The organism is Stenotrophomonas sp. GL_111, assembly GCF_057835245.1.
In genome coordinates, this window is the sequence record NZ_CM174421.1 from 853,329 (window position 1) to 876,283 (window position 22,955).

18 protein-coding genes and 1 tRNA gene are annotated in these 22,955 nt (G+C 67.9%); 10 read left to right on the forward strand and 9 right to left on the reverse strand.

The window, feature by feature from the left end; all coding sequences use genetic code 11:
• Positions 1-48 precede the first annotated feature (48 nt).
• Together AC3IPM_RS03805 and wrbA are read right to left on the reverse strand one after the other, a co-directional pair.
• On the reverse strand, positions 49-396 hold the full coding sequence (locus tag AC3IPM_RS03805) for a DUF2069 domain-containing protein (protein WP_489302621.1): 348 nt from the start codon (positions 394-396) through the stop codon (positions 49-51).
• Positions 393-983 carry an NAD(P)H:quinone oxidoreductase gene (wrbA, locus tag AC3IPM_RS03810; RefSeq protein ID WP_489302622.1) on the reverse strand — a complete coding sequence of 197 codons (591 nt, stop codon included), beginning with the start codon at positions 981-983 and terminating at the stop codon, positions 393-395. Before wrbA ends, AC3IPM_RS03805 begins: the two co-directional genes overlap by 4 nt.
• A gap of 115 nt (positions 984-1,098) precedes the next feature.
• Here wrbA and AC3IPM_RS03815 point away from each other — a divergent pair, with 115 nt between their 5' ends.
• Positions 1,099-2,379, forward strand: coding sequence for a YihY family inner membrane protein (locus AC3IPM_RS03815; protein ID WP_489302623.1), 1,281 nt, complete (start codon positions 1,099-1,101; stop codon positions 2,377-2,379).
• Positions 2,376-2,945 carry a TlpA family protein disulfide reductase gene (locus AC3IPM_RS03820; protein WP_489302625.1) on the forward strand — a complete coding sequence of 190 codons (570 nt, stop codon included), beginning with the start codon at positions 2,376-2,378 and terminating at the stop codon, positions 2,943-2,945. Before AC3IPM_RS03815 ends, AC3IPM_RS03820 begins: the two co-directional genes overlap by 4 nt.
• A 7-nt stretch (positions 2,946-2,952) precedes the next feature.
• Here AC3IPM_RS03820 and ppk2 read toward each other — a convergent pair whose 3' ends face one another.
• The 4 genes from ppk2 to hemA are packed head-to-tail and all read right to left on the reverse strand — an operon-like array spanning position 2,953 to position 7,858.
• Positions 2,953-3,735 carry a polyphosphate kinase 2 gene (gene ppk2 / locus AC3IPM_RS03825; RefSeq protein WP_489302626.1) on the reverse strand — a complete coding sequence of 261 codons (783 nt, stop codon included), beginning with the start codon at positions 3,733-3,735 and terminating at the stop codon, positions 2,953-2,955.
• Between the two features lie 49 nt (positions 3,736-3,784).
• Positions 3,785-5,494: an O-linked N-acetylglucosamine transferase, SPINDLY family protein gene (locus AC3IPM_RS03830; protein WP_489302627.1), complete on the reverse strand. Its 1,710-nt coding sequence runs from the start codon at positions 5,492-5,494 to the stop codon at positions 3,785-3,787.
• A 2-nt stretch (positions 5,495-5,496) separates the two neighbouring features.
• Positions 5,497-6,582: a peptide chain release factor 1 gene (gene prfA, locus AC3IPM_RS03835; protein ID WP_489302628.1), complete on the reverse strand. Its 1,086-nt coding sequence runs from the start codon at positions 6,580-6,582 to the stop codon at positions 5,497-5,499.
• Positions 6,560-7,858: a glutamyl-tRNA reductase gene (gene hemA / locus AC3IPM_RS03840; protein ID WP_489302629.1), complete on the reverse strand. Its 1,299-nt coding sequence runs from the start codon at positions 7,856-7,858 to the stop codon at positions 6,560-6,562. Before hemA ends, prfA begins: the two co-directional genes overlap by 23 nt.
• 64 nt (positions 7,859-7,922) lie before the next feature.
• Here hemA and AC3IPM_RS03845 point away from each other — a divergent pair, with 64 nt between their 5' ends.
• The 8 genes from AC3IPM_RS03845 (at position 7,923) to ychF (ending at position 14,909) form a co-directional block, all read left to right on the forward strand.
• Positions 7,923-9,632: a tetratricopeptide repeat protein gene (locus AC3IPM_RS03845; protein ID WP_489302630.1), complete on the forward strand. Its 1,710-nt coding sequence runs from the start codon at positions 7,923-7,925 to the stop codon at positions 9,630-9,632.
• Positions 9,629-10,291 carry a lipoprotein insertase outer membrane protein LolB gene (gene lolB / locus AC3IPM_RS03850; protein ID WP_489302631.1) on the forward strand — a complete coding sequence of 221 codons (663 nt, stop codon included), beginning with the start codon at positions 9,629-9,631 and terminating at the stop codon, positions 10,289-10,291. Before AC3IPM_RS03845 ends, lolB begins: the two co-directional genes overlap by 4 nt.
• Positions 10,288-11,157 (forward strand): 4-(cytidine 5'-diphospho)-2-C-methyl-D-erythritol kinase, encoded by an 870-nt coding sequence (ispE, locus tag AC3IPM_RS03855; protein ID WP_489302632.1) that lies wholly within the window; start codon positions 10,288-10,290, stop codon positions 11,155-11,157. The genes lolB and ispE overlap by 4 nt, the downstream gene beginning before the upstream one ends.
• Before the next feature lie 9 nt (positions 11,158-11,166).
• Positions 11,167-11,243, forward strand: a tRNA-Gln gene (locus tag AC3IPM_RS03860).
• A gap of 136 nt (positions 11,244-11,379) precedes the next feature.
• Complete coding sequence (locus AC3IPM_RS03865) at positions 11,380-12,339, forward strand: ribose-phosphate diphosphokinase (protein ID WP_038692467.1); 960 nt, start codon at positions 11,380-11,382, stop codon at positions 12,337-12,339.
• 105 nt (positions 12,340-12,444) lie between these two features.
• A complete protein-coding gene (locus AC3IPM_RS03870; RefSeq protein WP_489302633.1) occupies positions 12,445-13,056 on the forward strand; it encodes a 50S ribosomal protein L25/general stress protein Ctc in 612 nt (203 codons plus the stop codon).
• An 81-nt stretch (positions 13,057-13,137) separates the two neighbouring features.
• Positions 13,138-13,716, forward strand: a complete 579-nt coding sequence (gene pth / locus AC3IPM_RS03875; RefSeq protein ID WP_489302634.1) for an aminoacyl-tRNA hydrolase — start codon at positions 13,138-13,140, stop codon at positions 13,714-13,716.
• 101 nt (positions 13,717-13,817) lie between these two features.
• Positions 13,818-14,909, forward strand: coding sequence for a redox-regulated ATPase YchF (gene ychF / locus AC3IPM_RS03880; protein WP_038690322.1), 1,092 nt, complete (start codon positions 13,818-13,820; stop codon positions 14,907-14,909).
• 350 nt (positions 14,910-15,259) lie between these two features.
• Here the strand turns inward: ychF and AC3IPM_RS03885 are convergent, their stop codons facing one another.
• The 3 genes from AC3IPM_RS03885 to AC3IPM_RS03895 form a co-directional block, all read right to left on the reverse strand.
• Entirely contained in the window at positions 15,260-18,562 is a 3,303-nt protein-coding gene (locus AC3IPM_RS03885) for an autotransporter family protein (protein WP_489302635.1), read from the reverse strand.
• 375 nt (positions 18,563-18,937) lie between these two features.
• Positions 18,938-19,579: a response regulator gene (locus tag AC3IPM_RS03890; RefSeq protein ID WP_489302636.1), complete on the reverse strand. Its 642-nt coding sequence runs from the start codon at positions 19,577-19,579 to the stop codon at positions 18,938-18,940.
• Between the two features lie 27 nt (positions 19,580-19,606).
• The gene (locus tag AC3IPM_RS03895; RefSeq protein WP_489302637.1) at positions 19,607-22,834 is read right to left on the reverse strand and encodes a hybrid sensor histidine kinase/response regulator; all 3,228 of its coding nucleotides are present in this window, start codon (positions 22,832-22,834) and stop codon (positions 19,607-19,609) included.
• Positions 22,835-22,955 lie beyond the last annotated feature (121 nt).

Below are 22,955 nucleotides of genomic sequence, written 5' to 3' on the forward strand. Positions count from 1 at the left end.
TGATACGGCGGCAGCCTGCCCGATGCAGGCATGCACGCGTGACCCGGGTCAGCTGCCGCTGGGGCGCCGGCCAAAGCGACGGCGCAGGCCGGGGGCGCTGGCCACGCCGATCACCGCCAGTGCCAGCAGCAGTTCCAACCACGCCCACAGCGCGGTCTGCGGGTGACTCCAGGCGCTCATCACGCCGTGGCTGAACCAGAACAGCGCCAGCACGCCGGCCCAGAAGGCCGCCTTGCCACGCCGCAGCCACACGCCGAGGGCAAGCAGCAGCGGTGGCGCGGTGAACACCAGCTGGGTGGCCAGCCAGTGCTTGTCGTGCGCGAACCACAGCGCATACACCGCCGCCAACGCCACCAGCAGCAACGCCAGCACGGCGTCCTGCGCGCGGCCCTTCATGCCAGCCGCCGGGCGATATCGGCCACGCGCCGGCCCAGCGCGCGCGCCAGGATGGCCTCGTCTTCGCTGGGCACCGGGTTGTCGTCGGCACCGGCCACGTGGCTGGCGCCATAGGGCGTGCCGCCGGTGGTGGTGTGGCTCAGCGCCGGCTCGGTGAAGGGGATGCCGACGATCAGGCAGCCGTGGTGCAGCAGGGGTACCTGCATCGAGAGCAGCGTGGACTCCTGGCCGCCGTGCAGCGAGGCGGTCGAGGTAAACACGCCGGCCGGCTTACCGACCAGGGTGCCGTTGACCCACTCCGCGCCCAGCCCGTCCAGGAAGTGCTTGACCGGCGCGGCCATGTTGCCGAAACGGGTGGGGCTGCCCAGCAGCAGCCCGCTGCACTCGGCCAGGTCCTCGACGCTGACATACGGCGCGCCGTCTTCAGGCACCGGCGGGCGTGCGGTCTGGGTCACCGCGGCCACCGGCGGCACCGTGCGCAGCCGCGCGCTCATGCCCGGCACTTCGCCGATGCCCCGCGCGATCTGGCGGGCAAGCCGGGCCACCGAACCGCCGCGGCTGTAGTACAGCACCAGGATCTCCGCCATCGCGCTTTCATCTCATTGGGACCAAGGGGCCAGTATGGCGATGCAGCCGGCGCAGGGCGAGCCTGCATGGCATCGATGCGGCCGGCTGCACCCCGCATCGGGTACCCTTGCGCCGATGGAACCTCTGGACACCCTCAACCTGTGGATGGAGCGCGTACGCGATCGCGCGCGCACCGCCAGCTTCGGCCGCTTCCTGTGGCGGCGCTTTCTCGACGACCGGCTGTTCCAGGCGGCCGCCTCGCTGGCCTACACCACGGTGTTCGCGCTGGTGCCGCTGGCGATCGTGGTGTTTGGCGTGTTGTCGGCGTTCCCGGTGTTCGACCGCTGGAGCGACCAGCTCAGCGACTACGTGTTCTCCAACTTCGTGCCCAATGCCGCGCGCGCGGCCGAGGGCTATCTGCGTCAGTTCTCGGCCAGTGCCGGCCAGCTCACCGCCGCGGGCTTCATCGCGCTGGTGGTCTCACTGCTGATCACTCTCAACAGCGTCGAGCAGACCTTCAACCAGATCTGGCGGGTGAGTTCGGGGCGGCCGAAGCTGACCCGCTTCCTGGTCTACTGGACCGTGCTGACCCTGGGTGCGATGCTGGCGGCAGCGTCGCTGGCGGTCTCGGCGCGCGTGTTCGCGCTGCCGTTGTTCGGCACCAGCGAGGGCCGCTGGCTGGCCGACCTGTCGCTGACGGTGGCGCCGATCCTGATCGAGTTCCTGTGCATCATGCTGGTCTACCGGGTGGTGCCGCACCACACGGTGAAGTGGCGCCATGCGGTGCCCGGCGCGATCCTGGCTGCGGTGATGCTGGAACTGGTGAAGTGGGGCATGGGTGCCTACCTGGGCAGCTTCCAGTCCTATCAGAAGCTGTATGGCACGGTCGCCTTCGTGCCGATCCTGCTGCTGTGGATCTACCTGTGCTGGGTCTCGGTGCTGCTCGGCGCGTCGCTGGCGTCCTCGATCGCCGCGTTCCGCTACCAGCCCACCGACCTGCGCCTGCCCACCGGCTATGAAATCTATGGGCTGCTGCGCCTGATCGGGCGCTTCCAGCAGGCGCGCATCGAGGGCCACAGCCTGGACGATGACGAGATCCTGCGGCTGGAGCCGATGCTCACCGATTCGCTGCTGCAGACCATGCTGTGCGATCTGGAAGCGATCCGCGTGGTGCGCCGCGACGAACGCGGCGAGTGGCTGCTGTCGCGTGACCTGGACAAGCTGACCCTGGCCGACCTGTACGAAACCACGCAGATGCGCATTCCGGTCCGCGAGGCTTACCTGCCGTACCGCGACGACAGCCTGGGCGAGGCCTCGCTCACCGCGCTGGACGCGCTGCGGCTGCCCCTGCGCGAGCTGCTCAAGCGCCGCGTCAGTGACATCTATACGACGACCCCCGGAGACAAGACCCCATGACTGCCAAGCCCCTGCTGCTGGCCATCGGCCTGCTGGCCCTGGCCGCCTGCAACAAGCCTGTCGCCCAGCCCGAAGCCGCCGCCCCGGCGGCACCGCCTGCGCCCGTTGCCGAACCGGCGGCGGCCCCGGCCGAAGAGAAAGCTGCCAGTGATCGCAAGACGGTCGAGCGCCCCAGCCTGAAACTGCCGGCACTGGATGGCAGCACCTACGACCTGGCCGCGCATCGCGGCAAGTGGGTAGTGGTGAACTTCTGGGCGACCTGGTGCGCCCCGTGCCGCAAGGAGATGCCGGAGCTGTCGGCGCTGCATGCGATGCGCAGCGAGATCGAAGTGGTCGGGCTGGCGTATGAGGACATCGAGCCGGCCGAGATGAAGGCGTTCCTGGACAAGCGTCCGGTCACCTATCCGATCGTGATCGTGGATACCTACAACCCGCCGGAAGACTTCGCGATCCCGCGCGGGCTGCCGCTGACCTACCTGATCGCACCCGATGGCAAGGTGGCCAAGGAATTCCTCGGCCCGGTCACCGCGCACGACATCGAAACGCGGATCGCACAGGGCGGCTGAGGCCGCCTCATTCGGCCAGCGGGTAGGCCTGGATCGGCTTGAGCACATCGAAGTGCTCCTTGTGCAGCTTGCCCTTCAACGGCGGCAGCGCCAGCACCGGTTCGTCCACGCGGGTGTCGGGCAGGCGGTCGAGCAGGTTGCGGACCAGGCCCAGGCGCCCGCGTTTCTGGTCGTTGAAATCCACCAGCGTCCACGGTGCCTCATTGCGATGGGTGGCGCGCAGCATCGCCTCGCGCGCTTCGGTGTAGGCGCTGTACTTGCTGCGTGATTTCAGGTCCACCGGCGACAGTTTCCAGCCCTTGAGCGGATCCAGGTGGCGCTCGGCAAAGCGCTTCTCCTGCTGCGCCTGGTCCACGCTCAGCCAGTACTTGAACAGCAGGATGCCGTCGTCCACCAGCAGCTTTTCAAACACCGGTGCCTGCGCCAGGAAGGCGTGGTACTGCGCTTCGCTGCAGTAGCCCATCACGTGCTCGACCCCGGCGCGGTTGTACCAGCTGCGGTCCATCAGCACGATCTCGCCGGCCGCAGGCAGGTGGCCGACGTAACGCTGGAAATACCACTGGGTGGCCTCGCGGTCGGTCGGCTTGGGCAGGGCGACCACCTTGCACTGGCGCGGGTTGAGGTGTTCGGCGATGGCCTGGATCGCACCGCCCTTGCCGGCGGTGTCGCGGCCTTCGAACAGCACCAGCACGCGCTGGCCGGTGTGCTGCACCCAGCGCGCCATCGCGGCCAGTTCCAACTGCATCGGTTCCAGCAGTTCCTGGTAGTCCTTGCGCTTGAGCTTGCCCATCGGTGTGCCTGTGCGGTCAGCGGAGCTCTGAGCCTAGCGCAGGCCATGCTCAGGGCGTGTGTGGACCCTGCCAGCCATGCTCGGCGGCGATCGCCGCAACGGCGTCGGTGAAGTCGGCCGCGAAGCCAGCCATGTCGAACAGCCCGCTGCGCTGGCGCTGCACGGCCAGCTGCGCCCGCACGGCCTGCAGGGCCTGTCGATCATTGCCCAGTCGAATCGCCTCGGCGACGAAGGCGCGGTCATCGGCGACGTTCATGCCGGGCAGGCCGAGGTGGTGGTTGAGGCTGCCCGCGACGCGCGCGGCGAAGGTCGTGCCCGGGCAGGTCAGTACCGGGCACCCGGCCCACAGGGCGTCGGAGGCGGTGGTGTGGGCGTTGTACGGGTGCGTGTCCAGGAACAGGTCGGCGTGCTGGTAGCGGGCCAGGTACGCCGGATGCGGCAGCCGCGGCATGAACACCAGCCGTTCGGGATCCAGCTGTGCCTGGCGCGCCGCGCTGCGCAGCCGTGCATCGGCATTGCCCGGCCCGGACAGCAGCCACAGCACGCTGCCGGGTACCCCGTGCAGCACCGCGAACAGGCGCTGCATGCTGTGCGGGTTGAGCTTGTAGCTGTTGTTGAAGCAGCACAGCACCACGCCTTCCGCCGGTAGACCGCAGGCCTCGCGCGTGGGCGGTGTCGCCACCACGCGGGTGTTGTCGGAGGGCTGGAAGGCGCGTGGCAGATGACGCACGGCTTCGCTGAAGGCCGGCGCCAACGTGGCAGGCAGCACATAGGCGTCGGCGAGCACATGGTCGATCCACGGCGCGCCGGAGGTACCGGGGTAGGCCAGCCAGTTGATCTGCACCGGCGCCGGACGCATCGCCAGCACCGCCGGTGTACCGCCACCGCCCCAGCCGCGCAGGTCGAACAGCACATCGATGCCGGCCGCGCGGATCTGGGCGGCAATGGCCCGGTGCGGGCGTGCGCTGACATCGTGCAGTTCGTGCGCAGCGGTCTGCAGACGCTGGCGGATGTCGCTGCCGTCGTCGCCGTTGAGCGCGAACAGGTGCAGCTCCAGCGTGCCGAGCGCACGCAGTTGTTCGAACAGCGCCACGGTCAGCAGGCCGGTCGGGTGGGCACCGAAGCCGTTGGACAGAAAGCCGACACGCAGCGTGCCCTGGCGGCGCACGTGAGTGCCTGGGAGTGCAGCCAGCCCCTCGGCAACGGTGGCGGCGCGCTGCCGTGCACAGCGCAGCTGTTCGGCGGCGCTGCTGTCTTCGCTGAGGAAGGCGAACGGCTCCACCACCGCATTGCCCTGCGCGACGGCTTGGCGCACCTGCGCGGACAAGCGGTCCAGATCACGCCAGTCGCACAACCGGCGCTGCCAGTTGAGCAGCTGCGCGGTGATGTAGGGCTCGCCCGGCAGCAAGGCATGCGCGTGGCGGTAGGCATCGGCAGCGGCTTCGGGCTGGCCGGCATCTTCCAGCGCATGGCCCAGCCACAGGGCGATGCCGGGGTGTTGCGGGGCGCGGTCGGCGGCTTGGCGCAGCAGCGTGGCGGCGTCGCCGTGGCGGCCCTGCATCCAGCGTGCACGGCCCAGCCGCGCCAGCGCTTCGGGATGCTCGGCGCGCAGCTGCAGCGCACGCGTGGCGGCCTGTGCGCCGGCCTCGATGTCGCCGGCTTCCAGTTCCGCATCAGCCAGCATCACCCAGGCGATGAAGTCGGCCGGCTCCTGGTGCACGGCCTGGCGCAACTGCTGCCGCGACGGCTCGGCCGTCATGCTCAGTGACCCGCCGACAACTGGGCCAGTTCATCGGCCTGGTGCTCGTGGATCAGCCGTTCCACCAGGGTGTCCAGCTCGCCGGCGATGATGTTGGGCAGGTCGTACAGGGTCAGCCCTTCAACGCGGTGATCGGTGATGCGCCCCTGCGGGAAGCTGTAGGTGCGGATGCGCTGGCTGCGGTCGCCACTGCCCACCTGCAACCGGCGGCTCTCGGCGGTGGCGGCGGCCTGCTTGCTGCGCTCGGCATCCAGCAGCTGCGCCTTCAGCCGCTTCATCGCCTTGTCGCGGTTGGCGTGCTGGCTGCGCTCGGTCTGGCATTCCACCACCACGCCGGACGGCACGTGGGTGATGCGGATCGCCGACTCGGTCTTGTTGACGTGCTGGCCACCGGCACCCGACGAGCGGAAGGTGTCCACGCGCAGGTCGGCCGGGTTGATCACGATCTCATCGACCTCGTCGGCCTCCGGGATGATCGCCACCGTCGCCGCCGAGGTGTGGATGCGGCCTTGCGATTCGGTCGCTGGCACGCGCTGCACGCGGTGCGTGCCCGATTCGAACTTCAATTTGGAGTACGCGCCACGCCCGACCACGCGGGCCACGATTTCCTTGTAGCCGCCATGCTCGCCGGGGCTGTCCGATTCGATCTCGACCTTCCAGCCCTGGCGCTCGGCATAGCGGGCGTACATGCGGAACAGGTCGCCGGCGAAGATCGCCGCTTCATCGCCGCCGGTACCGGCCCGTACTTCCAGGAACAGGTTGCCGTCGTCGCGCGGATCACGCGGCACCAGCAGCAGGGCCAGTTCCTGGTCCAGCTGCTGCAGGCGTTGTTGGGCTGCTTCGATTTCTTCTTCGGCCAGCTCGCGCAGGTCCGGGTCGGCGCGCATCGCCTCGGCGGCAGCCAGGTCGGCCAGCGCGCGGGCTTCATCGGCCAGGGCGGTGGCAATGGGCTGCAGCTGCGCGAACTCGCGCGAGAACGCGCGGAAGCGCTCGTTGTCGCCGACCACGTCGGGGTCGGCCAGCAGGCGTTCGAGTTCTTCGCGGCGTTCGGCCAGCGCTTCCAGCTTACGGCGCAGGGTCGGCGTCATCAGTCTTCACAACAGGGGGCGTCATCACAGGATGCACGTAACCCGGCTTGGCCGGGAACAGGCGCTCGGCGGCGCGGGTCAATTCGGTATCGCCGCTCAACGCCGCCGCGCGCAGCGCAGCGGTCGGCGGGTGCAGCAGGCGGTTGGTCAGGCCATGTGCCAGCAGTTCCAGCACTTCCTCCGGCGATTTGCCGTGGGCCAGCTGCTGGCGGGCCTTGTCCAGCATTTCCACGCGGGTGGCTTCGCCATAGGCGCGCAGCTGCCGCAGCGGGGCCTGGTGGGCACTGGCCTGCAGGGTTTCGACGAAGCGCGCGACCTGCAGATCGATGATCGCCTCGGCTTCGGCGGCGGCCTCGCGGCGGCTGCGCCGGTTGTCTTCGACCGCGCGTTCCAGGTCGTCCACGGTATACAGGAAGGCATCGGGGAGGTCGCCGACACCGGCTTCGATATCGCGCGGTACGGCCAGGTCGAACAGCAGCATCGGCTTGTGCTTGCGGGTCTTCAGTGCGGCGGCGACATGCGCACGCGCGATCACCGGTTCCCGCGCGGCCGTGGCCGAGAACACCACGTCGGCCTCGCCCAGGTGACGCTCCAGCTCGGTCAGGGGCAAGGCCACGCCGCCGTGGCGGCTGGCCAGGTCCTGGGCGTGGCTGAGGGTACGGTTGGCGATCAACAGCCGGCGCACCTTGCCTTCACTCAGATGGCGCGCGGCCAGCTCGATGGTTTCACCGGCACCGACCAGCAGCACCGTGGAATCTTCCAGGCGCGCGAACGAGTTCTGCGCCAGGCGCACCGCAGTGGAGGCCACCGACACCGGATTGGCGCCAACCCGGGTATCGGTACGCGCACGCTTGGCCACCGAGAAGGTCTGCTGGAACAGCCGGTCCAGGCGCTGGCCGAGCAGGCCGTGGTCGCGTGCGATCGCCCAGGCGTCTTTCACCTGGCCCAGAATCTGCGGTTCGCCCAACACCATCGAGTCCAGACCCGTGGCTACCCGGAACAGATGGCGCACCGCTTCGGCATCGGCATGCTGGTACAGGTAGCCGTGCAGTTGCCCGGCGTGCGACTCCAGCCACTGGGCCAGTGCTTCACCGGATTCGGCCACGGCATACAGCTCGGTGCGGTTGCAGGTGGACAGCAGCACCGCCTCGGTCACCTGCGGGGTATCGCGCAGCGACGCCAATGCCTGGGGCAGGGCGTCGCCGCCAAAGGAGGCGCGTTCGCGCAGTTCCACTGGCGCGGTCTGGTGATTCAGTCCGAGCACCCACAGGGTCATTGTTCAGTTGCTTGCGATAAGCTGCTGGCCATTCAAGTCGTCATTTTAAGGCCAGAAGCCCCCGATGCCCGCATTGATTCGCATCTCCAGCGTTCTGCTGCTGTCCCTGGCCACCGCCACCGCCCTGGCGGCGCCCCCGGCCGCCCCGGTGGGCGCAGCGGTCAGCCCCGCCGCCAAACCCGCCAGTACCGCCGAAGCGGCGCCGCTGACCCCGGTGATGGCCGGTGAATTCGCCCTGCAGGCCGGCAAGCTGGCCGACGCCGCGCGCTGGTACCTGGAGGCGGCCGAGGCCGGTAGCGACGACGCCGGGCTGGCCGAGCGCGCCACCCGCATCGCCATGCTGGCCGACGACGACAAACGCGCCGCCCGCGCGCTGTCGCTGTGGGAAGCGCGGGCGCCGCGCACCCTGGCCATGCGCAGCAGCGCCGCGGCGCTGGACATGCGCCAGAACAACGTGAAGGCCGCACGCGCCGAGCTGGGCGCGCTGCTCAAGGACCCGGACCCGCGCGGCTGGAAGTTCGCGATGGCCGCACTGATCGGCGGTGGTCGCGATCCGGCGGTGCCGGCCGACGTGCTGGGCGGGCTGGTGGATGACAACGCCATCCCCAACCAGCTGGAGATCTGGCAGGAGTTCGGCCGCCTGGCGATGCGCATGGAACGGCCGGAGCTGGCCCGGCGCATGGTCGATGAAGTGGTCCGGCGCTTCCCCAACGAACCGCGCGTGGCCCTGCTCAACGCCAGCCAGCTGAGCCAGGCTGGCAAGACGGAAGAGGCCCTGGCGATGTTGCGCGGGGTAGAACCCAAGAGTCGTCAGGATCCCGAGCTGCGCAACGCGCTGGCCATCGCCTACGACGCGATGGGCGATGCGAAGTCGGCCGAGCGGGTGCTGGCGGTCGGCCCGCAGGATGTGCAGACCTATGGCATGCGCGCCTCCCTGCTGGCCAAGCAGCAGGACAACCCGGGGCTGCTGGCGCTGTACAAGGAGCTGTCGAGCAAGGCGGCCAAGCCGGACCCGGCGCAGCGCCTGCTGCTGGGCAAGATCGCCGAATACCTCAAGCGCCCGGCCGAGGCCGTGGACTGGTACCACAGCGTGCCCGGTGGCGCTGAACTGGACGAAGCGCGCCTGCGCGCGGCCAATGCGCAGTACGAAGTGGGCCGCCACGACAAGGCGTTCGCCGAAGTCCATGCCATTCAATCCGATGCCACCGTGGACGACGAAGCGCGCCGCGATGCCTACCTGCTGGAAGCCGAACTGCGCCAGCGTGGCGAGGATCTGCCCGGTGAGCTGGACGCGCTGGCACGCGGCCTGGCCGCCTACCCGGACGAAAACGCGCTGCTGTATGCCCGCGCACTGGCCTGGGAGCGTCGCGACGATGTGCCGCGCGCCGAGGCCGACCTGCGCAAGATCCTGGTGACCGATCCGGAGAACGTGGCCGCGCTCAATGCGCTGGGCTATACGCTGGCCGATCGCACCCAGCGCTACCAGGAGGCGCTGGAGCTGATCGACCGTGCGCGCGTCGCCGAGCCGGACAACGCCGCCATCGTCGACAGCTACGGCTGGGTGCTGTATCGGCTGGGGCGCAATGAAGAAGCGCTGGTGCACCTGCGCCGCGCCTGGACCCTGGCCAAGGACCCTGAAATCGCCGCGCATGTCGGCGAGGTGCTGTGGGTGCTGGGGCGCAAGGACGAGGCGCGCCGCTTCTTCGAAGAGGCGCGCAAGCTGGACCCTGACAACCGCGCGCTGCAGCGTGTGATCGAGAAATACGGCGTATGAATCGGATGTTCCTGAAGGCCGCCGCTGCGGTGGCCACGGTGCTGTCGTTGTCTGGCTGCGTGTCGCTGGACGAACGCAAGGCGCCGACCGCACCGGCGGTGGTGACGACGGTGTCGGCCGAAGCCGAGCAGGCTGAAAGCGCACGTTTGGCGGCGCTGCGCGCGCAGCCGCAGTGGTCGTTCCAGGGCCGGGTGGCGGTCAACAAGGGCCGCAATGGCGGCAATGGCCGTATCGAGTGGCAGCAGCAGGACCGCCAGTACGTGGTTGAACTGAGTGCACCGGTGACCCGGCAGAGCTGGAAGCTGAGCGGCGACAGCCACCACGAGGGTGGCCGCCTGGAAGGTCTGGACGGCGGCCCGCGTGAGGGCGAGGACGCCCAGCAGGTGCTGCTCGAGGCCACCGGCTGGGACATTCCGGTCAACCAGCTGCCCGACTGGGTGCGTGGCCTGGTCGCCACCGATACCGCGCCGGCCGAGCAGGTTGAACGCGATGCCGAGGGTCGCCCGCGCCGGGTCCGCCAGATGGGCTGGGAAATCCAGTACCTGGACTGGTACCCGGCCGAAGGCGCCCGCCCGGTGCTGCCGCGGCGGATCGAAGCGGTTAATGGCGATGCCAAGGTGCGCCTGGTGGTGGACAGCTGGGCGCTGGGCAGCCCATGACCGCGCTGGAACTGAACGCGGGCTGGTCGCACTGGCCGGCCCCGGCCAAGCTGAACCTGTTCCTGCACATCACCGGCCGCCGCGCCGATGGCTACCACCAGCTGCAGACCGTGTTCCGGCTGTTGGACTGGGGCGACCGGGTTCGCCTGCGAGGGCGTGAAGATGGTCAGGTGCGTCGTGACGGGGCCTCGGTGCCCGGTGTCGCCGAGGCCGATGACTTGGCTGTGCGCGCCGCGATTTTGCTTAAAAACTACGTAAACATCGCCCAAGGTGCCGATATCGGCATCGAAAAGCACATTCCGGCCGGTGGCGGCTTCGGCGGGGGGTCGTCCGATGCGGCCACCGTTCTGGTCGGCCTGAATCGGCTCTGGAACGCGGGGCTGGACGTGGACGCGCTGGCCGCGCTGGGCCTGCAGCTCGGCGCGGACGTGCCGGTGTTCGTGCGCGGCCACAACGCCTGGGCCGAAGGCGTGGGTGAACAATTGACGCCATTGGCGCTGCCGCCCGCCTGGTATGTGCTCGCCGATCCCGGGGTGCATGTGCCCACCGCAGCGCTTTTCGCACAATCGGATTTGACGCGCGACGCCCCAGTGGCGAAAATAGCGGACTTCGCTTCCGGGTCTTTGCTCGGGAATGCGTTCGAGCCGGTACTGCGCCGTCGCGAACCTGCCGTAGCGGCAGTGCTTGCGACGTTGAGCAGTATTGGCCGGGCACGACTCACCGGGTCGGGAAGCGGTTGTTTCGTCGAGTTCGCCACGCGCGCTGCTGCAGAGCAGGGCCTGGCGCGGTTGCCGAAGGAACTGCGGGCATGGGTGGCTGCGGGCGTGGAGCGCTCGCCACTGCTTGATGTACTCGAGCGTTATTGATTTTGATGCAGGGGCGTCGCCAAGAGGCCCAAGGCACCAGGTTTTGATCCTGGCATTCGGAGGTTCGAATCCTCCCGCCCCTGCCACTTGCGGAAGTTCGCCGCGTTCCCATGCGCATCACTGCGCGGGCACGGCCGGTCTTCCGCGGTGTTGTCACCGCAGACACTTCCGGGTGCCGGCGGCAGAGTTCTCCGCCAATCGCTCCCGCCCGAGACCGTCATGATGCAAGATCATCCCAACCTGCTGGTATTTTCCGGCAACGCCAACAAGCGCCTTGCGCAGAGCATCTGCAAGGAACTGGGGGTGCGACCGGGCAAGGCGTTGGTGTCGCGCTTCTCCGATGGTGAAGTGCAGGTCGAAATCGAAGAGAACGTCCGCAAGCAGGACGTCTTCGTGATCCAGCCGACCTGCGCACCGAGCGCTGAGAACCTGATGGAGTTGCTGGTGCTGATCGATGCACTCAAGCGCGCCTCGGTCAACAGCGTCACCGCGGTGGTGCCGTACTTCGGCTACTCGCGCCAGGATCGCCGCATGCGTTCCTCGCGCGTGCCGATCACCGCCAAGGTCGCCGCCAAGATGTTCAGTGCGGTCGGTGCCGACCGGGTGCTGACGGTGGATCTGCATGCCGACCAGATCCAGGGCTTCTTCGACATGCCGGTCGACAACGTGTACGCCTCGCCGCTGCTGCTCGCCGATATCTGGCGCGCCTACGGCACGGAAAACCTGATCGTGGTGTCCCCGGACGTGGGCGGTGTGGTGCGTGCGCGCGCCGTCGCCAAACGCCTGGACGATGCCGACCTGGCGATCATCGACAAGCGCCGTCCGCGCGCCAACGTCTCCACCGTGATGAACATCATCGGTGACGTCGAAGGCAAGACCTGCGTGATGGTCGATGACATCGTCGATACCGCCGGCACCCTGTGTGCGGCTGCCGCGGCGCTGAAGGCGCGCGGTGCCCTCAAAGTGGCCGCGTACTGCACCCATGCCGTGCTCTCGGGCCCGGCGGTGGACAACATCAACAACTCCCAGCTCGATGAGCTGGTGGTGACCGACACCATCCCGCTGCGTGAAGAGGCGCGGGTGTGCAGCAAGATCCGCCAGCTCAGCGTGGCGGAGATGCTGGCCGAGACGATGCGCCGCATCGCCTTCGGCGAGTCGGTCAGCTCGCTGTACGTGGATTGATTTTTCCGCCCGCCGGCAACGGCGGACGGGCCCCGGGTACTTCTGGTCGCGGAAGTACCTTCAATCGCCAAGCCATCCGGCAAGGCACCAACTGGTAGCAGAAAAATGTCGAAGACCCATGAAATCAAGGTCACCGCTCGTGACGTGCAGGGCAAGGGTGCGAGCCGCCGCCTGCGTCACGCCGGCGTGATCCCGGCCGTCGTGTACGGCGGCGATGTCGCCCCGATCAACATCAACCTGGACCACAACCAGATCTGGCTGGCCCAGTACAACGACTGGTTCTACTCCTCGATCCTGGACCTGAACCTGGACGGCCAGATCACCAAGGTGCTGCTGCGTGACATGCAGCGCCACCCGTTCAAGCAGCTGATCATCCACCTGGATTTCCTGCGCGTGAACGAGAACGAGGCCCTGACCGCCAACGTCCCGCTGCACTTCATCAACGAAGACACCTCGCCGGCCGGCAAGGCTGCCGACGTCGTGGTCACCCACGAACTGAAGGAAGTGACCATCTCCTGCCTGCCGAAGGACCTGCCGGAGTCGATCGACATCGACCTGGGCGAGCTGAAGGCTGGCGACGTGATCTACCTGTCGGACATCAAGCTGCCGAAGGGCGTCGAGATTCCGGCCCTGGCCCACGGCAAGGACCATGACGACGCGATCGTCACCGCCAAGCTGGGCAAGGAAGACGCGGCCGACGCACCGGCTGCCGAGTAAGTGTTTGCGGCGCCTGTCCTTCGGGGCAGGCGCCGTTTTTTGTATGTGCCGGCACAGGGCCGGTACCGACGAAGAAGAGTGATGACAGGATTGCGATTGATCGTTGGTCTGGGCAACCCCGGACCCGAGCACGCCCAGACCCGGCACAATGCCGGGTTTCGTTTCATTGACGCCCTGGTCGAACAGGCCGGCGCGCGCTGGAGCGTGGACAGCAAGTTGTTCGGCGAGACCGCCAAGGTCGATATCGCCGGGCAGGCGGTGTGGCTGCTCAAGCCCGCCACCTTCATGAATCTCAGTGGCAAGTCGGTTACGGCCGCGCAGCGCTTCTGGAAGATCGAACCGGAAGAAACGTTGCTCGCCCACGACGAACTGGACCTGCCGCCTGGCGTGGCACGGCTGAAGTTCGACGGTGGCCACGGGGGCCAGAACGGCCTGCGCGACACCATCCGCCTGCTCGGCCATGGCAAGTTCCACCGCCTGCGCATCGGCATCGGCCATCCCGGCCACAAGGACCGCGTGGTGCCCTGGGTACTGGGCCGCGCCAGCAAGGACGATGACGTGTTGATCGGCCATGCCGTCGATGACGCCATCAAGGTCATGCCGCTGGCAGTGAAGGGCGATTTCAGCGAGGCGATGAAACAGCTGCACACCCCGAAGTAAACCGGTAGGTACCGACCGTGGGTCGGTACGGAGAATGATTGGAAAAGCCGCGCCCAACGTCGCTGTTTCCCCAATCACTTTCACCCCAGAGGTTGTCAAAGATGGGTATCAAATGCGGCATCGTCGGCCTGCCCAATGTCGGCAAGTCGACCCTGTTCAATGCGCTGACCAAGGCCGGCATCGCCGCGGCCAACTTCCCGTTCTGCACCATTGAACCGAACGTCGGCATCGTGCCGGTGCCGGATCCGCGCCTGAACGAGCTGGCCGCGATCATCAACCCGCAGAAGGTCATCCCGACCGCGGTGGAGTTCGTCGACATCGCCGGCCTGGTCGCCGGCGCCGCCAGTGGTGAAGGCCTGGGCAACAAGTTCCTGGCCCACATCCGCGAAGTGGATGCGATCACCCATGTGGTGCGCTGCTTCGAGAACGCCGACGTCATCCACGTCAACAACAAGGTCGACCCGCTGTCGGATATCGACACCATCGATACCGAGCTGGCCCTGGCCGACCTGGACAGCGTCGAGAAGGCGCTCAACCGCGCCGAGCGCGCGGCCAAGGGTGGCGACAAGGAAGCGGCTGCACGCAAGCCGGTGCTGGCCAAGCTGCAGGCGGCGCTGGCCGACGGCAAGGCCGGGCGTTCGGCCGGCCTGGACGAAGAAGAGAAGGCGCTGGTCCGTGACCTGTTCCTGCTCACCCTCAAGCCGGTGATGTACATCGCCAACGTGCTCGAAGACGGCTTCGAGAACAACCCGCACCTGGACGCCGTGCGCGCCCGCGCCGCCACCGAGGGTGCGCAGGTGGTGCCGGTCTCGGCCGCGATCGAGGAAGAACTGTCGCAGCTGGACGACGAAGACCGCGACACGTTCCTGGCCGACCTCGGCCTGTCCGAGCCGGGCTTGAACCGCGTGATCTATGCCGCCTACCAGCTGCTGGGCCTGCAGACCTACTTCACCGCAGGCGTGAAGGAAGTACGGGCCTGGACCGTGCGCAAGGGCGCCACCGCCCCGCAGGCCGCCGCGGTGATCCACACCGACTTCGAGAAGGGCTTCATCCGCGCTGAAACCATCGCCTATGACGACTTCATCAAGTACAAGGGCGAAGCCGGTGCCAAGGAAGCCGGTCGCCTGCGTCTGGAAGGCAAGGAATACCGCGTGCAGGAAGGCGACATTCTGCACTTCCGCTTCAACGTCTGATCGCGCCGGCGTTGCAGTGAAACCAACAAGGCCCCGCAATGCGGGGCCTTGTTGTATCCGCGTTTGATCGACAAGGCTGAGATGCGCTGGTCAAAAAATGACCAGCGTGCGCAAACCCTTGCACCGCCTGTCCCAGGCAGGCTTATCCACATGATTCTCGCGTTCCTCTCCACATGCGCTGTGGAGAACACGCTGCGGGCTGTCCGTAGCGCTGGTCAATAATTGACCAGGGTCCGCAATGCCTTGTGCCAGCTGCGCCACAACGGCTTATCCACACGTTTCCCGCGTTGCTCTCCACATGTGCTGTGGAGAACGCGCCTGCGGTCGCTGGACCGCAGGCGCGCAGGCACTCACCAGCTGTAGGAAACGCCGATCTGTGCGTTGGTGTCGTGGAAGCCCTGGCCACCGGTCTGGTAGCCGATCTGGCCCCAACCGCGCCAGCCACCGCGCAGGTCGAGCTGCACGCCGGCCTTGGTCTCGTAGATATCGCGCGGCTGGTTGCGCTGCATGCGCTCACCGTCCACATCGATCGCCGAGCTGTTGCCGCCGGACCACCAGTTTACCGCCACGAATGGCTGCACCTGGCCCTGTGCCGGAGTGAGCGAACGCGTGTACAGACGCGCACCGATACGGGTGGTGGTACCGCCGGCGCGGCGGCTCTCCACCACGGTGCCATTGGCTTCAATGACCCGGTCGGCATCGTATTGGCTGTGGATCAGCTGCAGCTGCGGTTCCAGGTAGAGCGCGCGTTGGGCATTGCGCTGCAGCGGAAGCACGTAGCCGGCCTCGGCCGAGCCGGTCCAGCTGTGCGCGCGGTAACGCTCCTTGTCCAGCCCATCGCCCTGCACGCTGTTGCGGAAGCGGCCGTACTGCAGCCAGCTGTCCACGTAGAAGCCACTGTGCATCGCCGCGTCCTGCAGCCACGTCGCATACAGGCCCAGGCTGGTGCCGTTGACCACGCCGCGCGCACGGTAGCCGGTCACCTGCGAAGTGGCGTCGCTGCGCGCGCGGCCCTGGCCCGCCATCAGCCCGACCTGCAGGCTTCCGCCGGGATGGGCCTCGAAGCTGCGGCCCACACCGACCAGCACGCTGTTGAGCTGGCTGTCGACGCCAACCTGGCCATCGCGGCTGCCATTCTGCGGCTGGCTGCTGCGCACATACGCCCACGCGGTGGCATCGGCGCCGCCGCTGGGCAACGTGCCCGGATCGCCGCTGCGGTCATGCAGGCTGTGCTGGAACATGCGCAGCGCCGCCGACTGATTGGCCAGATAGGCGGCCGGTTCCGGCCGTTGCACCTTCGGTGGGGTTGGCGGCAATGGCGGGTCGATCGGCGGCTCCGGCGGCGTGGGCGGGTCCACGGGCGGGTCTACCGGGGGATCGATCGGCGGATCGACAGGCGGGTCCGGCGGCTCCGGTGGATCCACCGGGGGCACGTATTCCGAGCGCAGGTACCAGTTGCCGTCGTCCGGGGTGGACACGCCGCCCTTGAACAGGAAGTAGTCGTAGGCACCCGCCACCGCGCGGCCCTGCAGGGTGAACTGCGCATCGGACTGGCCGGCCACGCTGATCAGACGGATACCTTCCTGGGTCAATGCACCGGCACCGCCGGCGTTGCGCACGCTCACCGCGGCGTTGCCGCTGCTGTTGCCACCGATCAGGACGCGGTCGCCAAGGGAGTCGTCATCGCCGAGCTGGCGGTTGAACACCCAACGGCCGCCGTTGCCAACGTAGTCGCCGCTGATCGTGAGGGTCTTGAAGTCGCCCGAGCTGGGAGCCACGAAGTCGATGCTGCCGGCGTGCTCGAGCGTGCCAAGGCTGGAGTCGCCCCGGACCTGCCACTGGCTGCTGCCATCCAGCGCCAGGCTAGCCACCTGGTAGCCCGAATCGGCGCGCAGTGCGCCGTTGAAGACCGTGGCATTGCGCAGGCTCATCTGCACGTTGGCGGTGGCACTGTCCACCACCACATCACCGGTCAGGCGGCTGTTGTCGGCGCTGAACACGATGTCCGAGGTGGCCACCGAACTGCCATCGGTGAACACCGTATCGCTGACCCGCAGCAGCCGACCACCGTCCAGTGCGCCCTGGCGGCCTGCAATCACCTCGGTATTGTTGAGGGTCAGCGCATGGTTGCTGCCCTGCAGCCACAGCGCGGGGCCGTCTTCGCTGCGCAGCTGGCTGTCATTGAACGTCAGCCGGTTCCAGTAGGGGCCGAACACGGTGATGTAGGAACGGTACGCGCCCGCGTTCTCGCCCTGGGCGTGGATGCGCAGGCTGTCGGCAGTGAGCTTGGACGTGTTCATCTGCACGATGCCGAACGAGGAGGCGCCCTGCGTAGTGATCGAACCGCCGGCAAGCTGCACATCGGCGGTGCTGCCGCCCAGGAACACGCCGCCGCCGCCATCGCCATGGGTGGTGATGTCCAGGCCCTGGGTGCGGATCCGCGAGTAGGCCGTGGGCGGGTTGCTGCCGGAGGCGCGCAGCCCATAGACGCCGTAGCCGTAGGTGTCGATGCTGCCGCCGGTCACGGTAGCGGTGCCCCCCCACACGTCCACGCCATGGCCGTAGCCATTGGTGCCGTAGGTGTTGATCCGGGTATCGGTGAGCGTGGCGCTGGATTCCACGCTGCTCAGCCAGAGCCCGGAGTAACCTTCGCGCACGGTGAACTGCGCACCGTTGGCGATGAGCGTTCCCCAACTGTTGACGTTCACCCCGTAGCCACCGGTGGTATCGAAACGGCCACCGGTGATCTCCGCCTTGGCATACCGCCGGCTGGCACTGCTGCCGAGCAGGCGGATACTGCCGTCGGTACTGCTCGTGGTACCGCCGTTGATGCGCAGCAGCGCGCCATCGCCGACGTCGAAGTAGCCGTTGCTTACCGCGACGTTGTCCAAGGCCAGTACGCTGCCCACGCCGGTGACGGACAGGCGCCCGCCCGGCGCGCCGCTGGACCCGAAGCTCAGCTGCAGGTCGCGCAGGTCCAGCAGCCCGCCGCCGCTGGCCTGCACCGAGCCATTGCTCTGAATGTTGAGCGTGGTACCGGAAACATGCAGTTCGCTCCGTGCGTCGCTGGCCTGCAGAACTGTGCCGCTGCTGTTGATGCGGCCGCCGGTCAGCCAGACCTGGCCGCCGTTGAGCGCATTGACCGTGCCAAAGCCTGAGCCGTTCCGATCGGCATCGATCTGCAGGTTGTCGGCGCGCAGCACGCTGCCGGTGCCGGTCGCGTTGAGCGCGGCGAACACCGTGTCCGTGCCACCGCCAAGCTGGATGTGGCCGCCGTTGATCTGGACCTGGCCACCGGTGGAGGCATTGATGCCGCTGCCGCGGTTGGTGACCCGCAGGTCCAGGTCGGTGATGGTCAGCGCTGCGCCCTGGCCCAGTGCGGTAGCGGCATAGCCGCTACCGGTATGCAGCATGCTGTCGCCGCTGGGAACATCCAGCGATTCACCGGCGTTGACCAGGATCGGCGTGGTGTGTTCCACCGCCATGGCCGGCAACGCCGCGGCCAGCGCAACGGCCAACGCCAGGCGCGCGGGCAGGGCGGCATAGGCCGCAGCGGATCGGTCCGTGCCGCTGCCATGGCACTTGGCCAGTTCGGAGGTGACGGTGCAGCGTCCGTTCACCGGATCGCGCACCAGGCGGTAGATTCTGTTCATCGGCTCGTCTTCTTGTCGCAAGGCAGCCGCCCGGCGTTGACCAGGAAGCTGCAGACCAGTTCGATCGCCGCAAGGCGACCCGCGTGTGGCCATTCCCGGCAGCGGGCCGGCAATGCCATCTGGCGACAAGGCGCAGGGGAGGGGGACGACGGCAGCGCCATCGCCACGACACGCCAACGGGCGTGTACCAGGGGCATCCTTGAAGCCATGCCGGCCTATGCAATGGCGTGCCCGAAAGGGAGGGGCCTGCCACTGCGCAGCCAGCACGGACAGGCTAGGCAGTGGGGCGCGCGGCCAACATCAGGCGATCCTTAAATTGTGTGAACACAGGGGTCGCGGTTGGGCCGTCAGTCAGGCAGGCGGGACGCGGCGGGGCTAGCGGAACAGATCCGATTCCAGGCAGAACGTCACCAGTTCCTGGTCGGTCTTGGTGCCCAGCTTGCGCATCGCATTGACCTTCTGGGTGCTGACGGTCTTGCTGCTGCGATTCAAGCGCCGCGCGATGTCTCCTACAGTCTGGCCACTGGCGAACAGCCGGATCACTTCAAACTCGCGCGGCGACAACAGCGAGGCCGCGGGCGCCCCGCCGGCTTCGGGCAGTGCTTCCTCGCGCGGCAGGTCCGGCGAGCGGTACACGCGTTGAGCAAGCAGGCTGGACAGGGCCACGTTGAGTTCCTTCAGGTCGCCGCTCTTGCGCACCACGCCGCTGGCCCCGGCCCGATACATCTCGGCGATGATCGAGGGATTGGAGACCATGGTCAGGATCAGCACCTTGGTGTCCGGAAAATTGCGCAGCAGGTAGGAAATCAGCTTGATCCCATCGCCCAGCGTGTCATCGCCGGGCATGTTGTAGTCGGAGATCACGATGTCCGGTGCCAGCGCCTGCAACAGCTCGACCAACGCCGCCGGGCTCTGCGCCTGGCCGACGACTTCGAAACGCGGATCGCGATCGATGACGTCGCGGATGCCGGCCAGGACGATGGGGTGGTCATCGGCAATGACGATCTTGTGCTTCATGCGGGTTCTCGGGACCGACAACGGGAATCAGGGCACATCCGGCGCATCCGGGGAGGTGCGCTCCAACCGTACCAGCGCGCGTTCCAGCTGCGCCATGAAGGCCTGCGCGGCCGGGACATAGGTAGCGGCCAGAGCACCGGCGGCGATATCGTCCTCGACCACCTGGGCGACGTCGACCAAGCGCTGCGCGGACACCATCACCAGCGCGCCACGGATACGGTGCAGCATCTGCCGCACGTCATCGGGGCGGGCCTGTTCGACGGCCGTCGCCAGTCCCTGCAGATCGCTGCGCATGGTGGTCAGGAACAGGTCGCGCATATGCGCCGAGACACGGATGGTATCGGTTGGCGGATGCGCAGCCGGTGAAACAACGGTGTCGGTGGGCGCCACAGGCCCAGCCGCCAGGCCACTGAGCTGCCGGTACAGCGCCTGCAGCGAAATGGGTTTGACCAGGCAGCTGTTCATGCCGGCGTCGCGGCAGCGTTCGCGTTCTTCCGGCGCGGCGTTGGCGGTGGCGCCGATGATCGGCACCTGTACACCATCAGCGCGCAGGCGGCGGGCCAGCGCATAGCCGTCGATGTGCGGCATGTTGATGTCGGTCAACACCGCATCGAAGCGCCGTTGCGACCAGTAGCCCAACGCTTCATCCCCATCGCTGGCGACCACCGCATGGCAGCCCAGCTGCTCCAGCTGTTCGCGCAGGATCATTTGATTGATCGGGTTGTCTTCGGCCACCAGCACATGCAGGCCCAGTTTGCGGAACTGCAGCACCGGCGCCGGGACCTGTTGTGGGGCCGATGCACCGCTGGCCAGCAGTAGTGCTTCGACGATGGCATCCAGGTTGTGCATCGAGACCACCCAGCGTCCCTCGATCTGCTCGGGATGGTCGCCGCCATCGGTGCGGGCAAGCACGCGCGGGCCGTTCCAGTCCTGCGCGGGCGCATCCAGCGGTACATCCAGCAGTACGCCGTCGGCATGCAGATCGCGCGCGGTGTCGCTGTGCAGCGCCTGGGCGGCGGCACCGCGCTGGCGCAGCCGCTCGCACAGACTGTCGGCGAGCTCACGTGCGGGTGAGCGCACCAGCACCCTCAGCGGGTCGGCGAAGCGCGGGCACGCTTCCGGCAGCTCGGGGCTCTCGGCCAGCGGCAGCTCGAAACTGAAACTGCTGCCCAAGCCACTGTCGCTGACCACCCGCAGTTCACCGCCCATCAGGCTTACCAGGTGCGCGCTGATCGCCAGCCCCAGCCCGGTGCCGCGCATCGCGTCGGTGCCCGGGTTGGCCTGGTAGAACGGTTCGAACAGCCGTGCCTGGTGTTCGCGCTGGATACCGATGCCGGTGTCGGTAACCTGCCACACCAGGTGCGCGGGCATCCCTTCGCTGTGCTGGGTGCGCAGGCGCACCACGATGCGGCCGGCATCGGTGAACTTGATCGCATTGCTGACCAGGTTGTTGAGCACCTGGCGGATACGGGCGGCGTCGCCGATCACCAGCGCCGGTACATCGTGGTCGATGCAGGCATACAGCTGCAGGCGTTGGCGGGTGGCCGAGCCCGCATACGAGCGCAGGACATGCTCGGTCAACTGCGACGGGCAGAAGGCCACCGGCTCGAGCACCAGCTGACCGGCTTCGGCCTTGGACACATCCAGGATGTCGCTGATCAGCTGCATCAGGGTCGACGACGAGCGCTGGATGGTGCCCACGTACTCCTGCTGGCGGTTGTCCAGCACGGTCAGGCCGAGCAGTTCCAGCGTGCCCAGCACGCCATACAGGGGGGTGCGGATCTCGTGGCTCATGGTGGCCAGGAACAGGCTCTTGGCGCGGTTGGCGGCATCGGCGGCCGCGCGCGCCTGCTCCAGCACCTGCTCGGCCTCATGCTGGATGGTGAGGTCGATGAACAGACACAAGGTCACCGGCTCACCGCGGTAGCGCGCGGCGGTAGCGGTCACCAGCAGATGGCGGCCGTCCGGGGTGGTGTAGGGCTGCGGCGCCCGCCGTTGTGCGCCCACATCGGCCTGCGCCTCATCACGCCACGCGCCGTGCCAGCCGGGGGCGTCATGCTGTTCACCCAGCCAGCTGCGGGCCAGCGCGTTCTCCAGGATCACCTGGCCATCGCGACGGCGCAGCAGGCACAGCCCAATGGGCGCGGCCTCCAGCACCGTGCGGCTGAACGCCTCGCTTTCCAGCAGGCGTTCGTGATTGGCACGCAGTGGCACCAGCACCGAACGACGGTAACCACGCAGCACCAGGATGCCGCCCAGGGCCAGCAGCAGCGCGGCGATGACACTGCCGATCAGCGGGCCCCGCGGGTGGCTGAGCACCCGCGACCAGTCCACCTGGTACACCGCCTGCCAACCCTCGGCATTGCGCATCCGGAACACCAGGCCCTGGCTGGTGAACTGGCGGGGCTGGTTGCCCGCGGGCAGTTGCCGGGGGCCATGCACCGGACGTCCATTCGGGTCAAGGATGCTCAGTTGATCGTAGATCGGTTCGCCGAGCACCTGGCGGTGATCATCGAGCCGGCCCACATCCAGCAGACAGGCCAGCGCCGGCATCCCGGCGCCGTCATCGGCCCAGGCGCTGGCGTCCTGCGGTGCCTGGGTGATCGAGACCATGCGGCTTTGTCCGTCGCGCATGTCGCGCTGGAACCAGCGCACATCGCCCCGTTGCAGTGAGACGCTGCCAGCGACGTCGTGCACATAGTCCAGCACCGGTTGCAGTGACGCGGGCGAGGGCAGCACGGGCTCGATGTCATCGACCGTCAGCGGAACCAGCAGCCCGGTGGTGCCGGCGCCATTGACCAGCAGGCAACGCGGCGAGGGGTAGTGCGATTCGGCCCAGAACGCGCCATAGAAGCTGGCAAAGCGCGTGCCCAGCGACCCGGCCCCGGGCGCTGGTGCCGCGCCATCGTTGAGCACCGAGAACGGGATATAGGCCGGGGCCGCGCCGCGGTTGTCCAGCGACGGACCGAGGATCGGAAGGCCGCGCGCGCCTGGCGAAGGCCCGCCCGGGTGCGCAGGTGCCTGCGGGTCCTGGCTGCGCCAGCGGTGCATGAAACGCTCCTGTTCCTTGAGCGCGCCACTGAGCCGGTGGAAGTGGAAGTCGATCTTGCCCTGTTCCTCGCGCAGCAGCTGCAGCGTAGTGGACAGCACCAGCCCGGCCTGGATGGTGGCCAGGATGATCACGCCGATCAGCAGGCCGTGCACGCGCAGCGAGCGTCGGGCGAGCTGGCGGATGGGTGCGGCCTCGGCCGGCATGGAATCCCCTTGTGGATGGTGGCGGTGGCGCACCGGTCCGGACCGGATACGACCGGATCGCTGCGATCGTCGGCCGAACGCGCCCTGGGCGCAAGGATGCGCGGGCGTGCTTGATGGAGCG

Bases quoted from the DNA above. Each gene is read 5' to 3' on its own strand.
- AC3IPM_RS03890 (WP_489302636.1), bottom strand. From the start codon at position 19,579: ATGAAGCACAAGATCGTCATTGCCGATGACCACCCCATCGTCCTGGCC.
- hemA (WP_489302629.1), bottom strand. From the start codon at position 7,858: ATGACCCTGTGGGTGCTCGGACTGAATCACCAGACCGCGCCAGTGGAA.
- prfA (WP_489302628.1), bottom strand. From the start codon at position 6,582: ATGACGCCGACCCTGCGCCGTAAGCTGGAAGCGCTGGCCGAACGCCGC.
- AC3IPM_RS03870 (WP_489302633.1), top strand. From the start codon at position 12,445: ATGTCGAAGACCCATGAAATCAAGGTCACCGCTCGTGACGTGCAGGGC.
- ppk2 (WP_489302626.1), bottom strand. From the start codon at position 3,735: ATGGGCAAGCTCAAGCGCAAGGACTACCAGGAACTGCTGGAACCGATG.
- lolB (WP_489302631.1), top strand. From the start codon at position 9,629: ATGAATCGGATGTTCCTGAAGGCCGCCGCTGCGGTGGCCACGGTGCTG.
- AC3IPM_RS03815 (WP_489302623.1), top strand. From the start codon at position 1,099: ATGGAACCTCTGGACACCCTCAACCTGTGGATGGAGCGCGTACGCGAT.
- AC3IPM_RS03805 (WP_489302621.1), bottom strand. From the start codon at position 396: ATGAAGGGCCGCGCGCAGGACGCCGTGCTGGCGTTGCTGCTGGTGGCG.
- AC3IPM_RS03820 (WP_489302625.1), top strand. From the start codon at position 2,376: ATGACTGCCAAGCCCCTGCTGCTGGCCATCGGCCTGCTGGCCCTGGCC.
- pth (WP_489302634.1), top strand. From the start codon at position 13,138: ATGACAGGATTGCGATTGATCGTTGGTCTGGGCAACCCCGGACCCGAG.
- AC3IPM_RS03830 (WP_489302627.1), bottom strand. From the start codon at position 5,494: ATGACGGCCGAGCCGTCGCGGCAGCAGTTGCGCCAGGCCGTGCACCAG.
- AC3IPM_RS03845 (WP_489302630.1), top strand. From the start codon at position 7,923: ATGCCCGCATTGATTCGCATCTCCAGCGTTCTGCTGCTGTCCCTGGCC.
- AC3IPM_RS03865 (WP_038692467.1), top strand. From the start codon at position 11,380: ATGCAAGATCATCCCAACCTGCTGGTATTTTCCGGCAACGCCAACAAG.
- wrbA (WP_489302622.1), bottom strand. From the start codon at position 983: ATGGCGGAGATCCTGGTGCTGTACTACAGCCGCGGCGGTTCGGTGGCC.
- ychF (WP_038690322.1), top strand. From the start codon at position 13,818: ATGGGTATCAAATGCGGCATCGTCGGCCTGCCCAATGTCGGCAAGTCG.
- AC3IPM_RS03885 (WP_489302635.1), bottom strand. From the start codon at position 18,562: ATGAACAGAATCTACCGCCTGGTGCGCGATCCGGTGAACGGACGCTGC.
- ispE (WP_489302632.1), top strand. From the start codon at position 10,288: ATGACCGCGCTGGAACTGAACGCGGGCTGGTCGCACTGGCCGGCCCCG.
- AC3IPM_RS03895 (WP_489302637.1), bottom strand. From the start codon at position 22,834: ATGCCGGCCGAGGCCGCACCCATCCGCCAGCTCGCCCGACGCTCGCTG.